This is a genomic window from Allobosea sp. (assembly GCF_017308015.1).
GTDB lineage: Bacteria > Pseudomonadota > Alphaproteobacteria > Rhizobiales > Beijerinckiaceae > Allobosea.
Map to the genome: position 1 here is coordinate 212,727 of NZ_JAFKFW010000004.1, position 14,236 is coordinate 226,962.

Below are 14,236 nucleotides of genomic sequence, written 5' to 3' on the forward strand. Positions count from 1 at the left end.
GTCAGAACTGCACCCTGAGCCCCACCAGCGAGACGTTGGCGGTGTAGTCAGCGCCCTGTGCCGTTGAGTTCAGGCGCTCGTGGGTGAAGCTCGCGCGGACGGCGAAGGTGCGCGTCAGCCTGTATTCGAGCCGCGCGCCGACATTGGTGTAGTCCTCGCGCAGGCCCTGGCCGTCATACTCGGTGCGGCTGAAATTGGTGAAGCCGGTGACGGTAAGGTTGCGGCGCAAGGCATGTGCCACTTCGAGCGTGGCACGCCGCACGGTCGTGCCGGAAGAGCCGGCGATCGTGGTGTCGCCGAGTTCGGCGCCGCCGCGCAGCGTCACCGTGGTCAAGGGCGTCGCCGACCACAGCACCGCGGCATCGCCGACGAAGCCGCGCAGGTTCTTCAGGCGCGTATCGTCGTATTTGCGATCCTGATAGCCGCCAGAGACCTCGCCGGTGAGCTGCTGGCTGATCTCGAAACTCGAGCCGATGCGTCCGGTCACGCCGTTCGAAGAGCGCATATAGCCGCTGGAATCGCTCTTCTCGTCGAAATCGCGCTGGTCGATTTCGGTCTGGACGAAGGGCTTGAAGCCCGGCGTGACCTCGTAGGCGGCGCGCAGTCGCAGGCCGTACTGCGTCATGTTCCGGTCTTTTTGCGACAGCACGGCGCCGTTCGACAGGCGAGCGTCTTCGTAATCGCTGCGATCGGCTGAGCCTCGCAACGTCAATTGCAGCCGGTTGATGTCGTGGGTGACGCCGGCGGAGGCGCCATACTGATAGATCTGCGGACGACCGGTGACGGCGGCGGTCAGATCGGGCGAGCCCGGCCGTTGCGTGTCGAGCTTGAGGCGTGATTCCAGGAGAATGCGGGTGTCGCGCGTCGCATCGAACCGCAGGTCGAGGCTGCCCTCGGCATCGGGGCGCGAGGCATCCTTGGCCCGGAAGAATTCGAGATAGCCGCCGCGCAACTGGCCCTTGAGCTCGTGCACGTTCCAATCCGACTGGATAGCCAGCTCGCCCTCGTGCCGGCTGTAGGCAGAGCCCTTCGTGCCCGCCGCCGACGTGCGCTGTGGGTTGGTGTCGTAGCCGATCGCGCTTGTGATCGCGGGGCGCAGCGTGATCGAGCCCAGGCGGATGCCGAGGGCTGCATAGGGGTCCTCTTCGCTCGCGGCGCGGCGGCGTGGCGGCGGCGGAGGGGGAGGTGGGGGAGGCATGCTCGTCACCGCCGGTGGCGGCGGGCGGAACTGGCGCTGGGTGACGCCGCGCAGGGCCGGCGCCTGAATGGGCTGGCTTGCACGGGGCGGTTGCCGCCCCGAGACGGCGGAATTCTGCCGCTGGACCAATCCGGCAGGATCGCGGATGGCTTCCGGCTCGGCTGTCGCGGGCGAGAGGACAGGCTGGGGCGTTGCCGGCTGTTGCGCGACATAGGTGGGCGTGCCGGTTCTGAGACTGGCGCGCGGCATCTGCTGCGCCTGTGTCTTCGCGCAGGCGATTGCCAGCGCGGCCAGTGCCGTGCCGGACAGAAGCAGGGTCGTCGCGCGGCCGGACACGGGCGTCGCAGGGCTCCAGATGACAGGTGCGCGGGTGGCGCGCATGGTTAACGGAGTTAGAACGAACAGGGTTAAGGAGCCGTCAACGCGGGCCTTACGCTTCGGCAGGCGGTGGAAATGGCTTACGCAGCCGTGCTACAGCGCCGGCCATGACAGCCGATATCCGTGACTCCGCCCTTCGCACCATTGCCACCGAGCGCGCCGGGCTCGACGCACTTCACGACGCACTGGCGAATGGATTGGGGGGGCCTTTCGCCGAGGCCATCGCGATGATCCGGGCATCGAGCGGGCGTGTGATCGTCTCCGGCATGGGCAAGTCCGGCCATGTCGGGCGCAAGCTCACGGCGACGCTGGCCTCGACCGGCACGCCTGCGCATTTCGTCCATCCGGCCGAGGCGAGCCATGGCGATCTCGGCATGGTCCAGCCCGAGGACGTGGTGATCGCCTTGTCCTGGTCGGGCGAAGCGGTCGAGCTTGCCGCGCTCGTCGGCTATACGCGCCGCTTCCGCGTCGGATTGATCGCAATCACCGCCAATGCGGAGAGCACACTGGGCAAGGAAGCGGATATCGCACTCGTCCTGCCCAAGGCGACGGAGGCCTGCCCGAACGGGCTCGCGCCGACGACTTCGACGACGATGCAGATGGCGCTCGGCGATGCGCTGGCCGTGGCGTTGCTGGAGGCGCGTGGCTTCTCGCGGCAGGACTTCTTCGTCTACCACCCCGGTGGCAAGCTCGGCGCGCAACTCAAGACCGTCGAGAGCATCATGCATCGCGGCGCCGAACTGCCGCTGATCGGGCTCGATACGCTGCTGCCGGACGTCATCGCGATGATCTCCGACAAGGGTTTCGGCTGCGCCGTGGTGAAGGACCTGGACGGCAAGCTCGCGGGCGTCGTCACCGATGGCGATCTGCGCCGCAAGACGGCGATGGCCGGCGGTGTCTCGCTCAGGGCGCGTGATATCATGTCGGCGAACCCCCGCCGCGTCGGCCTCGATACCTTGGCGGTCGAGGCGCTGGAACTGGTCAACCGCAGCCGGATCACGGCGTTGATCGTCGTTGATGCCGAGGACCGCCCGGCCGGGCTCGTGCATGTTCACGACCTGCTTGCCATGGGCGTCGCCTGATCACGCTTGCAAACAGATCGCGTGGGACTATCTGAAGCTATAGAAACTATAGCTTTTCAGGTGATGTCATGACCGCGACCGTCAAGATCGACCGCGTGATGCCGATCGGCGCGCTTGCCGATCGCACCGGGGTCAAGGTCGAGACCATCCGTTATTACGAGCAGGTTGGGCTCTTGCCGCCGCCGGAGCGTTCCGAGGGCAACCAGCGTCGCTATGGCCGGCGCCATGCCGAGCGGCTCGCCTTCATCAAGCATGCGCGCGATCTCGGCTTTGCGGTCGAGAACATCCGCACATTGCTGAAACTGTCCGATACGCCTGGCATGGCCTGCGACGAGGCGCATGCGATCTCGGTCGCGCATCTCGACGAGGTCCGCGACAAGATCGCGAAGCTGCGCTCTCTGGAGAAGGAGCTGGAGCGGATCGCGACGACCTGCTCGGGCGGCGTGGCGGCCTGTGACTGCGCGATCATCGAAGCGCTTGCCGATCACGGGCAATGCAGCCACGCCCATCACTGAAGCGCACGCCGCCCCCGAATTCTGCCTTGCCTCTCGTCTCCGGTTCGAAAAGGCTTAAATAGAGCTCATGCCGGGCGGCGTCGAACGCTGCCTCGCCACGCCAATCCGGGAGGGCGCGATGACGACATGGCCCATGCCGCCAGGGGACAGATTCCGAAAAGGGAACAAAACCCGATTCTGCCGGAGTCAGCGATTCGGCCCCGCTTCGTTCCAGACTCGTTCTTGCGCGGTCCGCTTCTAGGACCTGTTTAAACCCCGTCCACGCTCCCGCCCGCATGGGCGGGCGATTTGATCGGCTCCCTCGCCTTGCTTCCTTTCCGTTCGCTGCCGCCCGCCGCCCGCGCCAATGGCGTCACGGCCGTGCTGGGCCCGACCAATACCGGCAAGACCCACCTCGCCATCGAGCGCATGGTTGCCCATCCGACCGGGATGATCGGCCTGCCGCTGAGGCTGCTCGCGCGCGAGGTCTATCAGCGCGTGGTCGACAAGGTCGGCCCCGAGGCCGTCGCGCTGGTCACCGGCGAGGAAAAGATCAAACCCGAGCGGCCGCGCTTCTGGATCTGCACGGTCGAGGCGATGCCGCGTGATCTCGCCGTCGATTTCGTCGCCATCGACGAGATCCAACTCGCCTCCGATCTCGATCGCGGCCATGTCTTCACCGACCGCCTGCTGAACCGGCGTGGCCGGGCCGAGACCATGCTGATCGGCGCGGCGACGATGAAGCCGCTGATCGAACAGCTCATGCCCGGCGTCAACGTCGTCACGCGCCCGCGCCTGTCGCAGCTCACCTTCGCCGGCGACCGCAAGATCACGCGCCTGGCGCCGCGCTCGGCCATCGTCGCCTTCTCGGTCGAGGAGGTCTATGCCATCGCCGAACTGATCCGCCGACAGAAGGGCGGGGCGGCCGTGGTGCTGGGCGCGCTCTCGCCGCGCACCCGCAACGCCCAGGTCGAGATCTACCAGTCCGGCGATGTCGATTATCTCGTCGCCACCGACGCGATCGGCATGGGGCTCAATCTCGACGTCAACCACATCGCCTTCGCCGCGGACAAGAAGTTCGACGGGCATCATTATCGCAAGCTCAACCCGGCCGAGTTCGGCCAGATCGCCGGGCGGGCCGGGCGGCATCTGCGCGATGGCACCTTCGGCACCAGCGGGCGCTGCCCGCCTTTCGATGCGGAACTGGTCGAGGCGATCGAGAATCACCGCTTCGAGCCGATCCGGCAGATGCAGTGGCGCAATTCCGATCTCGACCTGCGCTCGGTCGGCGGTTTGCTGGACACGCTGAACCTTCAGCCTTCCGAACAAGGGCTGACGCGGGCGCTGATCGCCGAGGACATGACGACGCTGGAAGTTTTGGCGCGGGACCCGGATATCGCGAAGCTGGCGCAGGGACGCGCAGCGGTCGAGCGGCTCTGGGAGGTCTGCGGACTGCCCGATTATCGCAAGATCTCGCCGATGCAGCACGCCGATCTCGCGACAACCCTGTATCTGCGATTGATGCGCCATGGGCGGCTCGACAGCGACTGGTATGCGGCGCAATTGGCAGCGCTCGACCGCATGGATGGCGAGATCGATACGCTCTCGGCGCGGATCGCGCAGGTCCGGACCTGGACCTATGTTGCGAACCGTCCCGACTGGTTGCCTGATCCAGAGCATTGGCAGGGCATGGCTCGTCTTGTAGAGGACAAGCTGTCGGACGCTCTGCACGAGAGGCTGACCCATAGATTTGTCGATCGGCGCACCAGCGTGTTGATGCGCCGCTTGCGGGAGAATGCGATGTTGGAGGCTGAGGTCACCGCGACGGGCGACGTGCTCGTCGAGGGCCAGCATGTGGGGATGCTGCAGGGCTTCCGCTTCACGGCGGATCCGAAGGCCGGCGGTTCCGAGGTCAAGGCGCTGAACCTGGCGGCAATGAAGGCGCTCGGCTCCGAGATCGAGGCCCGGGCGGCGCGCGTCGTGCTGGCCGGCGACGATGCCTTCGTATTGTCGCATGACGGGTTGGTGCGATGGACCGGCGAGCCGGTGGCGCGTCTCACCGCCGGCGAGAAGGTTCTGGAGCCGCGGCTGCGCCTGCTGGTGGAAGAGCATCTCGGCGGTCCCGCGCGCGAGCAGGTCGAGGCCCGGCTCAATCTCTGGCTGAAGAATCACATCACCAAGCTCCTCGGCGCCGTGCAGATTCTCGAAGTGGCCGAGAACGTCACCGGTATAGCGCGCGGCATCGCCTACCAGGCGGCCGAGGCGCTCGGCGTGCTCGAACGCTCGAAGGTCGGCGAGGAGATGAAGGCGCTTGACCAGGAAGGCCGCGCGGCCTTGCGCCAGCTCGGCATCCGCTTCGGCGCTTTCCACATCTATATGCCGGCGCTGCTGAAGCCGGCGCCGCGTGCGCTTGCCGCCCAGCTCTGGGCGCTTAAGCATGGCGGGCCGGAGACGGCCGGGCTCGACGATATCGCGCATCTCGCCGCCTCGGGGCGCACTTCCTTCCCGGTCGACAAGGCCGTGCCGAAGGGGCTCTACCGTGCCGCCGGTTACCGCGTCTGCGGCGAGCGGGCCGTGCGCGTGGATATCCTCGAGCGCCTTGCCGACCTGATCCGCCCGGCCATCGCCTACCGTCCAGGTGTTACGCAGGGGACGCCTCCCGCCGGCGCTGCCGATCAGGACGGCTTCGTCGCTACTGGCGCGATGACCTCGCTCGTTGGTTGCGCTGGCGAGGATTTCGCCTCGATCCTGCGTTCGCTCGGCTATGTCTCGGTGAAGCGTCCGGGGCCTGCGATTACCGTACCGCTGGCGCCGCCGCCGGCCGCGACCGAGCCGGCGCAGCCTGTCGTTGCTGGCGAAGCGGAAGCGGCTCCTGCGGAGGGTGAAGCTGTTGAAGTCACCGCCGAGGCCGAAGGTCCGAGCGAGCCGGCGACGGCGCTGAATGCGGACGAGCTGGCCGAGGGCGAGGCGCCTGTCGTCGAAGCGCCTGCCGTCGAGACGCCGGATACGCCGATCCTGACCGAGGCTGAGCTGGACGTGGCGCGCGAGCCGGTGCCGGCCGACGCACTGGTCGCGCTGCCGAGCGCTGCGGCCGAGGAGACGGTCTCCGGCGAAGCCGCTCCCGATGAGGCCCCTGCGGTCGAGGCCGCGCCGGCCGAGCCCGAGTTGATCGAGGTCTGGCGCCCGCATCGCCATCAGGGCGGACGCCGGCCGGAGCATGGCAATCCACGTGGCCGCCGCGAAGGCGGTGAGCGTCGCGAAGGTGGCGAGCGCCGTGGCGGCGACCGGCCGCAGCGCGAGGGCCGCCCCGGTGGTCCGCGCCGTGACGGGCGGACGGACAACCGGCCGGCTGCTGCCGCGGGCGAGGGGACCCCGGCGCAGCGTCAGGAGCGTCCGCGCCGGGACGACCGGCCGCAGCGGCAGGATCGTCCAGAGGGCAATCGCGGTCCGCGTCCCGATTTCAAGCGTGACGGCCGTCCCGGCGGCCCGCGTCGCGAGGAGCGGGGCGGTGCTGAGCGCTTCCAGCAGACGCCGCGTCCGCGCCCGGCCAATCGCGAGCCCGATCCGGATTCGCCTTTCGCCAAGCTCGCGGCTCTCAAGGCCCAGCTCGAAGGCAGCAAGAACTGAGAGCAGGGAGGCGCGCACGATTTGCAGGACGGTCGTCAGCGCCTCGACAAATGGCTCTGGTTCGCGCGCTTCGCCCGCAACCGCCCGGCCGCCGTGCGCCTGGTGGAGGACGGGCATGTCCGCATCGAGGGACGCCGATGCGACAACCCGGCGCAGGGCATCAAGGTCGGGGTGGTGCTGACGCTCGCCCTGCCGCACGCGACGGTCGTGGTCAGGGTCCTCGGCTTCGCCGAGCGGCGTGGCTCATTCACGGTTGCCCAGCAGCTCTATGAGCGGCTCGACGCCGGCAGCGGCGATGCGTCGCTTGCGGAGACCGGGGACGAGGATTAAATTCCCGCCGTGTCGGCCGGCAGGCGCGAAAACGGGCCCGGGAGCAAAACTTCTCCACGGGGCCTCCCGAATGACAGAACGTTCTGCAAGAGATCACGAGAACGGCCTTGAAACCTGCGCCGGGCAGGGGTTTATGGGGCTGTTTAGAAGTGTTGGAAGGGCCGGCCCATGACCTATGTGGTCACCGAGAACTGCATCAAGTGCAAGTATATGGATTGCGTCGAGGTCTGCCCGGTCGACTGCTTCTATGAAGGCGAGAACATGCTCGTCATCCATCCCGACGAGTGCATCGATTGCGGCGTCTGCGAGCCGGAATGCCCGGCCGAAGCGATCAAGCCCGACACGGAACCGGGTCTCGAAAGCTGGCTGCAGCTCAACGGCAAGTTCGCGGCGAGCTGGCCCAACATCACCCAGAAGAAGGATCCGCCGGCCGACGCCAAGGCGTTCGATGGCGTCCCCGGCAAGCTCGAAATGCTCTCGCCGGAACCGGGTGAAGGCGACTGATCCGACCGGCATTTGCCGGCCGCGCTGCATTAACCAAGACCTCGCCATGCCGTTGCAGGGGAGCGCCGCCCGGCGTTTACCTTTGATTCGGCGTGTTTTTTGTGTTACAAGCTAGTCCCAGTCGAAGTCGTTCCGCATGTCCCTGCGAGATTCCAGCAATCGGGGCGCCCCCAAGAGATCAAAGACGATGAGAGAGCCGGCTTCGGCGCCGGCGGCTTCGATCGTCGTTCTTGGCCGGGGCACAATGAAACAATCGACTAGGGAGCGTGAAGCGGTGCGTTTTCCAAGCGTCGCATCAGGCGGAAAGTCCCCTGCCACCCGGCCGGGGACCAGATCATCACGTGCTCGCGCCGAGCGGGCCGGTCAGGAGTCGTAACGGCATGTCCACTGCGAAGAAAGCTGTTGTGCGCCAGGGTTTCAAGACGGGCGAGTACGTCGTCTATCCGTCCCATGGCGTGGGTCAGATCACGGCGATCGAAGAGCAGGAAGTCGCGGGTTTCAAGCTGGAACTGTTCGTCGTCAGCTTTGCCAAGGACAAGATGACGCTGCGCGTCCCGACCGCGAAGGCCGCCAGCGTCGGCCTGCGCAAGCTTGCCGACGCCGAGTCGGTTGCCAAGGCGCTGGTCACGCTCACCGGCCGTGCCCGAGTCAAGCGCACCATGTGGTCGCGTCGTGCGCAGGAATATGAAGCGAAGATCAATTCCGGCGATCTCGTCGCCATCGCCGAAGTGGTTCGCGATCTCTACCGTTCCGAGGCGCAGCCCGAGCAGTCCTATTCCGAGCGCCAACTCTACGAGGCAGCCCTGGATCGCATGACCCGCGAGATCGCGGTGGTCGACGATGTCACCGAGACCGAGGCGCTCAAGAAGATCGAAGGGCAGCTCGCCAAGTCGCCGCGCCGCGCCGGCAAGGCCGAAACCGAGGCGGAGCTGGAAGGGGACAATGACGACCTGGCGGAAGAAGCTGCCTGAGCGACTTCAGTCTTCGCAATTTGCAAGGAACCCGGCGGGCAATCGCCGGGTTTTTTGTTGAGATGAACGGGATCGCTACGCCGTGCCTGTTCCCACCTTCAGGAAAGTCACCGTCCTTGCCCAGGCTTGCTTGGCTGTCGCGGCGTTGTAGCGCTCGGCGCTGGTGTCATTCATGAAGGCATGGTCGACATCGGGATAGACGATGGCTTCGTACTGGATATTGGCGGCCTTCAGCGCCTTCTCATAATCTGGCAGCATCTGGACGAGGCGGGTATCGCGCGAGGCCTGTTGGATCAGAAGGCGGGCCTTGATCTGCGGTACCTTGGCGAGATCGGGCGAGCGGCCGTAGAAGACCACGCCCGCCGAGAGTTCCGGCACCGAGACGGCGAGGTCGTTGACCGAGCCGCCGCCCCAGCAGAAGCCGACCGCGCCTGTCCTGCCGGTCGCATCCGGCCGCGAGGCCAGGTATTTCAGCGCCGCGCGGCCCTGGGTGACGACCGTCTCGACCGAAAGCTGCGGGAAGAGAGCGCGGGCGGCGTCGGGATCGCTGGGCGTGCCACCGAGGGGGGTAAGGAAATCGAGGCCGAGCGCGGTGAAACCCTCAAGCGCGATGCGGCGGGTGATGTCCTCGATATGAGGATTGAGACCGCGATTCTCGTGGATGACGAGGACCCCGCCGCGCTTGGCCTCAGCCCTGGGCGTGACCAAATAGCCTTTCAGAGCCACGCCATCGAAGATCTGGTCGAACCGGCTCGCGGTGATGCGGGCATCGTCGGGTGCGACCTGCTGAGCCTGAGCGTAGTTCGGCTCCAGCAGGGCGAGCGCGGCTTCCGCCGCCGCCGCGGTGCCGGCGATGGCGAGCAGCCGGTTCATGAAGACGCGACGGTCCAGAGGCTTGTGCGTGTACTCGTCGTAGAGTTCGACGATCCGGCGATCGAGCGCCATTCTTGCCTCCCCTGATCATGGCTTTCCGCAATCATAGCGCCGGCCGCGAGTGATGCAGGAGGGCGTGAGACGGACTCGCGGCCTTGTGAAGGTGGAGGTCTACTCGGCGACGACCTTGTAGCGCTGGCCGGGCGTCAGCGCAGCGTTGCGGTCGAGCCCGTTGAGGAGCTGGAAGAGCTCGCCCGGCCGGTCCTGCTCGGGCATGCGCTCGGCCATGCTGGCGATGGTGTCGCCGGCCTCGGCAGCGACCAGCCGGATCTGCATCGGGCGGACGGCCTGCGATTCCGCAGGCGTCATGATCCTGAAGCTGTCGACGATGCTGCGCATCTGCCGCTCCGGATCGGTGCCACCGCGTGCGGCCAGGATGAAGCGATAGACCCGGTCGCCGATCTGCACGGCGGCGAGCCTGAAGGTCCAGTCGGTGCCGCGGCCGTGGGCGCGCACCGCAGGCTGGCCGGCGATCTCGGTCTTCTCGATGCCGGTGGTCTCGACGCCCTCGATCCAGCCGGCGGCGACATAGGATTCCAGCGTCTGGCCGCTTTTCAGCGTGACGGAATCGAAGCGAAGGGCCTGTGCGCCATTGGCGCTGACGCCAATGACCATGTCCTGCGCGGATTCCAGGCCAAAGCCTTCGGGGGCGCTGAAGCCAATGCGCAGCGCGCTGTTGAGATAGCGCCGGCCCCGGACCACGCCATCACGCGGATCGTCGCCATACGCCAGGCCCTCGACCGCATTGAGCCAGCGATTGGCATCGCGCTCGCCGATGCCGGGTGCACCGATCTGGCGGGCGGCGGCGGTGACGGCGGCGATGCGTTCCGGGGTTTGCGGATGGCTCGATAGGATATCGAGCCGCTTGTCGTCGGCGCTCTGGTTCTGGCCGCTGCTGCGGAAGGCGGTGTTGCGGCCGAGCGTGGCGAGGAAGCGGCTTGCGCCATAGGGATCGTAGCCGGCGCGTGAGATGTTGCGGACGCTGATCTGGTCGGCGGTGAGCTCCTGCTGGCGCGAGAACTTGGCGAGCGAGAGCTTCGAGCCGGCGTTGACTGCCGCGCCGCGCGTGGGGTCCTTCAAGACCTGCGATACGACCCGGCTGACCAGCGCCGATTCCGCTTCCTTCTCGGCGCGCTCGACCGCGTGCCGCGCCGTGACATGGGCAATCTCATGTGCCAGCACCGAGGCGATCTCGGACGTGTCGTTGGCCAGTGCCAGCAGGCCGCGCGTGACATAGAGCCGGCCATTGGGCAGGGCGAAGGCGTTGACCACCGGCGAATTCAGGATGGTGATGTCGTAATGACCGATCTGGCCTTCTCCGGCCTTGGCGAGGCGCTGCACGACCTCGTCAAGAGCGGCGCGGGCGCGTGGTGCGCGGTATTCGCCGCCGAAGGCCGCGAGCAGACGCTGATGTTCCTGGTCTGAGGCGCGCTGGATCGTGCTGATCCGCGGCGCGATCTCGCCTTCGGCGGTCCCGCCCGCCGGCAGCAGCACGCTCTGGTCGCCGAGGCAACCGACGAGCAGCAGTCCGGGCAGCGCGATGGCTGCCAGCCGCTTCGAATGTCGCGAAAGCGATGCTCGCCAGGACTCCAGCATATCCTCAGTCGATCAATTCCAGCGCTGCCCCGGACGCAACCTCGAGCAGAAGGCCGTCGCGTCCGGACAGGACACCATAGGCGCGCAGCCGTTTACCGCCGAGATGGCTCGCGGTCCAGCCGGCGCTCTTGAGTTCGCGCCAGAGGCTGCGCGACAGGACGATCGAGGCAGCCTCCTTGGGGCGGCGGGAGAAATTCAGATAGGTCCGCTGGGAGCGCTCGCCGACCGAGGCGATCCGGCCTTCCAGCATGACGTAACGCCCCTCCTGCGCCTTTACCGCGGCGAGATCATGGCCATTGACCGCCGTCAGCGGCGAAACTTGCGGTGGAGATGTTACTGATTCCTGAACGGGTGCCTTCGGTGAGGCTTCGCAGGGGGATAAGCCGGGTTCGGGCATCGGCAGGGCCGCGCCCTGCCGCATGAGCAGTTGTGCGAGATCCCGCGCCGGTGCGCCCGGCGACGAGGGCGGCACCGACAGCCGTGCGGGCAGGCGCCCCCAGCGGTCGGGCTCTCCGAGAAGGGAGAGGCCGAGCGGGCGCCCAAGGAAGTCGCGCAGACCGGTTTCGAAGCGCGATACCTCCTCCAGGCTCTGACGCGGCGCGAGACCGACGAGCCGAAGCTTGCGGCCGTCGTCCAGCAGCGGATCTCCGGCAGGGTCGAGGCCGGTCAATCGTGCCGTGACTGCGGGGGCGGCCTCCGGAACGCAGCCGGATGCGGCCCGTGCCGGCATGGTGGGAAGGGCTGCGAATACGACGATGGCAAGAAGGGACTTCACCCGCATCGCGATTATGCTACACGGAGTTCCGTGCGTCCCGGTAGCTCAGCAGGATAGAGCAACGGTTTCCTAAACCGTAGGTCAGGGGTTCGAATCCCTTCCGGGACGCCAAATTATCTCATTGAAATCGTTTTCTTATGCCAACTTGCGGCGCTGCCTGGTCCTGATCGCCAGGCTGCCTCGGTCGATCCGCACAGTTTTGGGGCTTTGGCAAAGCGGGTTTCAGCCTTGGTTATGCTGCCGCCGGGATTGGCTGCAGCGCGTTGAAGCAAGCGTGGTCCGGCGTCCGTTCTGACGGGATCAGCCCAGCCGGCCAATCCGGAGCCGCGCTTCGAAGCCGTCTTCCTGCCCCTCCCTCGGCGAGAGCAGTTCGAGGCTGCTACCAGTCCCAGTGGCGATCGCTTTCGCGATGGCCAGCCCGAGCCCGGCGCCTTGCGCCTGCGCGCGGCCGCGCTCGAACGGGTTGAGCAGGCGGGTGAGCAACTCTTGCGGCACGGCGGGTCCTCCATTGGTGACGCGGAGCACGCCATTCACCGACAGAGTCACGCAGACCAGTTCGGAACGCGAGCCGTGCTTGAGCGCATTTTCGATCAGGTTCCGCGCCAGTATCGCGAACGCATCCGGATCGATGCGGGCCGGCACTGGACCGTCGGGCAAGGCCAGTTTGATCCGCCCGGCGCCGCCTGCGTTGGCGGTTAGTTCACCCACGATGATCCGGAGGATCGTGCCGGTGTCGACCGCCTCGGCACCATGGAGGCGGCCTCCTTCCGCCTTTGCCAGCTGCATCAGCTTTTCCGAGAGGTCGGAGAGCCTTCGCAAGGCGGCTTCAATGTCGCGAGCGCGCTTGCGTGCGGCACCATCGGTCGTTTCGATGATCAGTCTTTGTGTCTGTGCCAGCGCGGCCGCTACCGGCGTGCGCAATTCATGCGCCGAGTTGGCGGCAAAGCTGCGCTCTGCCTCCAAGGCGCACCTGAGGCGTTCCAGTAACTGGTTCACCGCCTGTTCGACTGGCCGGATTTCCGAGGGCAGGCCGCCGGCGGCGACCGCGGTCAGATCTCCGGCGCCCCGCAGCTCGATCTCGGAGCGAAAGCGCCGCAGGCTCGTCGTCGACAGGCGCACGACGGCCCATATGCCGATCAGGCTGAGCGGAACGATCAGGGCGAGCGGGCGGGCCAGGCCGACGAGCACATCCCGTGCGACAGCGCGGCGGCGGGCGTGCGGCTCGGCGACGGTGATCGTGATCGTACCCTGCAACGCGGCATCCGAATAGAGACGGTGTGTCGGCGTATCGGAGAAGCCCATGCCGCTGAACGGCGGAAAGACCGCCGGGTCGGCGCTGTGCGAGCGCAGCAGCGTCTGCCCGTCGGCGTTCCGCACCAGATAGGTGAAGTGCTCGTCATGCTCGCGCATTGTCGCGACGCTCTGGCTGGCTGAGTCGTCGCTGTCGCGCCCGATGATGTCGCGCACGGCCAACGGCAGCAGGCGCTGCCCGGTTTCCGCAAGCTCGCTGTCGAAGACCTCATCCATTTGATGGCGCAGATTCTGGGTCGTCACCGCGGCGGCCACTGCCCAGACCAGCGCGATGCTCAGGCCCAGCCAGAGCGACAGGCGCCATTGCAGGCTCTTCGGCGCGGTCATCGCGCGCTTCCCAGCCGATAGCCGATGCCTCGTACCGTGTGGACGGCATCGGGGCCGAGCTTCTTGCGCAGACGGCTGACATGGACCTCGATCGTGTTACTTTCGACTTCGGTACCGAAGGCATAGAGCCGGTCTTCCAACTGGGCCTTGGACATCACCTGGCCAGGGCGCTGGACGAAGGCTTCGAATAGCGCCCATTCGCGCGCGGTAAGGTCGATAAGTCGCCGGCCTTTTATGATCGTCCGTGCCGCCAAATCGATCTGCAGGCCGCCGATCTCGACGAGCGGGTTGGGATTGCCGCTGTAGCGACGTGCCACCGCATTCAGCCGTGCGGACAGTTCCGCGAGGTCAAACGGCTTGGTCATGTAGTCGTCCGCTCCCGCATTGAGCCCTTCGATGCGGTCGGAGATCTGGTCCAGCGCGGTCAGGATGATGACCGGCGTCACGCATCCTTTCCGGCGCAGCTCGCGCAGGAAGGCGATTCCCCGACCGTCGGGAAGCATCAGATCCAGCAGGACCAGATCATAGGCTGCGCTGTCGAGATGCTCGGCGGCTCGGTCGAGGCGGCCGACCCAGTCCACAGAATGGTTGTCGCCGACGATATGGTCGCGCACCGCGGCCCCGAGGATCGTGTCGTCCTCGATCAGAAGAACTCTCATGAAGGCGCAATCCCATCTGTCCGAGACCTGTTGCCTGCGGAACCTGTCAGC

The 14,236-nt window shown here is 66.7% G+C and carries 12 protein-coding genes and 1 tRNA gene; 7 read left to right on the forward strand and 6 right to left on the reverse strand.

Annotation, left to right across the window (positions count from 1 at the left end; genetic code table 11):
- Position 1 precedes the first annotated feature (1 nt).
- Entirely contained in the window at positions 2 to 1,534 is a 1,533-nt protein-coding gene (locus J0I42_RS05365; RefSeq protein WP_291653490.1) for an outer membrane beta-barrel protein, read from the reverse strand.
- A 149-nt stretch (positions 1,535 to 1,683) separates the two neighbouring features.
- Between J0I42_RS05365 and J0I42_RS05370 the strand changes: the two genes are divergently transcribed.
- The 6 genes from J0I42_RS05370 to J0I42_RS05395 all read left to right on the forward strand — a co-directional run bounded on the left by J0I42_RS05370 (position 1,684) and on the right by J0I42_RS05395 (position 8,584).
- Positions 1,684 to 2,658 carry a KpsF/GutQ family sugar-phosphate isomerase gene (locus J0I42_RS05370; RefSeq protein WP_291653492.1) on the forward strand — a complete coding sequence of 325 codons (975 nt, stop codon included), beginning with the start codon at positions 1,684 to 1,686 and terminating at the stop codon, positions 2,656 to 2,658.
- Between the two features lie 95 nt (positions 2,659 to 2,753).
- A complete protein-coding gene (locus J0I42_RS05375; RefSeq protein WP_173049320.1) occupies positions 2,754 to 3,173 on the forward strand; it encodes a MerR family transcriptional regulator in 420 nt (139 codons plus the stop codon).
- A 306-nt stretch (positions 3,174 to 3,479) separates the two neighbouring features.
- Positions 3,480 to 6,779, forward strand: a complete 3,300-nt coding sequence (locus J0I42_RS05380) for a helicase-related protein (RefSeq protein WP_291653494.1) — start codon at positions 3,480 to 3,482, stop codon at positions 6,777 to 6,779.
- A 21-nt stretch (positions 6,780 to 6,800) separates the two neighbouring features.
- Positions 6,801 to 7,109 carry an RNA-binding S4 domain-containing protein gene (locus J0I42_RS05385; protein ID WP_291653496.1) on the forward strand — a complete coding sequence of 103 codons (309 nt, stop codon included), beginning with the start codon at positions 6,801 to 6,803 and terminating at the stop codon, positions 7,107 to 7,109.
- A 168-nt stretch (positions 7,110 to 7,277) separates the two neighbouring features.
- Positions 7,278 to 7,613 carry a ferredoxin FdxA gene (gene fdxA, locus J0I42_RS05390; RefSeq protein ID WP_291653498.1) on the forward strand — a complete coding sequence of 112 codons (336 nt, stop codon included), beginning with the start codon at positions 7,278 to 7,280 and terminating at the stop codon, positions 7,611 to 7,613.
- Positions 7,614 to 7,993: 380 nt separating this feature from the next.
- Positions 7,994 to 8,584, forward strand: coding sequence for a CarD family transcriptional regulator (locus tag J0I42_RS05395; protein ID WP_291653500.1), 591 nt, complete (start codon positions 7,994 to 7,996; stop codon positions 8,582 to 8,584).
- 75 nt (positions 8,585 to 8,659) lie between these two features.
- On the opposite strand, the gene J0I42_RS05400 is transcribed toward J0I42_RS05395, so the two are convergent.
- The 3 genes from J0I42_RS05400 to J0I42_RS05410 all read right to left on the reverse strand — a co-directional run bounded on the left by J0I42_RS05400 (position 8,660) and on the right by J0I42_RS05410 (position 11,894).
- The gene (locus J0I42_RS05400; RefSeq protein ID WP_291653502.1) at positions 8,660 to 9,529 is read right to left on the reverse strand and encodes a dienelactone hydrolase family protein; all 870 of its coding nucleotides are present in this window, start codon (positions 9,527 to 9,529) and stop codon (positions 8,660 to 8,662) included.
- Positions 9,530 to 9,628: 99 nt separating this feature from the next.
- Complete coding sequence (locus J0I42_RS05405) at positions 9,629 to 11,113, reverse strand: M48 family metalloprotease (protein WP_291653504.1); 1,485 nt, start codon at positions 11,111 to 11,113, stop codon at positions 9,629 to 9,631.
- Between the two features lie 4 nt (positions 11,114 to 11,117).
- Positions 11,118 to 11,894 (reverse strand): hypothetical protein, encoded by a 777-nt coding sequence (locus J0I42_RS05410; RefSeq protein ID WP_291653506.1) that lies wholly within the window; start codon positions 11,892 to 11,894, stop codon positions 11,118 to 11,120.
- A 28-nt stretch (positions 11,895 to 11,922) separates the two neighbouring features.
- Here J0I42_RS05410 and J0I42_RS05415 point away from each other — a divergent pair.
- A tRNA-Arg gene (locus J0I42_RS05415) sits at positions 11,923 to 11,999 on the forward strand.
- 189 nt (positions 12,000 to 12,188) lie between these two features.
- Here J0I42_RS05415 and J0I42_RS05420 read toward each other — a convergent pair.
- Both J0I42_RS05420 and J0I42_RS05425 read right to left on the reverse strand, forming a co-directional pair.
- Positions 12,189 to 13,526, reverse strand: coding sequence for a sensor histidine kinase (locus tag J0I42_RS05420; protein WP_291653508.1), 1,338 nt, complete (start codon positions 13,524 to 13,526; stop codon positions 12,189 to 12,191).
- Positions 13,523 to 14,185: a response regulator transcription factor gene (locus J0I42_RS05425; RefSeq protein ID WP_291653510.1), complete on the reverse strand. Its 663-nt coding sequence runs from the start codon at positions 14,183 to 14,185 to the stop codon at positions 13,523 to 13,525. Before J0I42_RS05425 ends, J0I42_RS05420 begins: the two co-directional genes overlap by 4 nt.
- Positions 14,186 to 14,236: the final 51 nt, after the last annotated feature.

Bases quoted from the DNA above. Each gene is read 5' to 3' on its own strand.
- J0I42_RS05420 (WP_291653508.1), bottom strand. From the start codon at position 13,526: ATGACCGCGCCGAAGAGCCTGCAATGGCGCCTGTCGCTCTGGCTGGGC.
- fdxA (WP_291653498.1), top strand. From the start codon at position 7,278: ATGACCTATGTGGTCACCGAGAACTGCATCAAGTGCAAGTATATGGAT.
- J0I42_RS05410 (WP_291653506.1), bottom strand. From the start codon at position 11,894: ATGCGGGTGAAGTCCCTTCTTGCCATCGTCGTATTCGCAGCCCTTCCC.
- J0I42_RS05395 (WP_291653500.1), top strand. From the start codon at position 7,994: ATGTCCACTGCGAAGAAAGCTGTTGTGCGCCAGGGTTTCAAGACGGGC.
- J0I42_RS05370 (WP_291653492.1), top strand. From the start codon at position 1,684: ATGACAGCCGATATCCGTGACTCCGCCCTTCGCACCATTGCCACCGAG.
- J0I42_RS05405 (WP_291653504.1), bottom strand. From the start codon at position 11,113: ATGCTGGAGTCCTGGCGAGCATCGCTTTCGCGACATTCGAAGCGGCTG.
- J0I42_RS05425 (WP_291653510.1), bottom strand. From the start codon at position 14,185: ATGAGAGTTCTTCTGATCGAGGACGACACGATCCTCGGGGCCGCGGTG.
- J0I42_RS05400 (WP_291653502.1), bottom strand. From the start codon at position 9,529: ATGGCGCTCGATCGCCGGATCGTCGAACTCTACGACGAGTACACGCAC.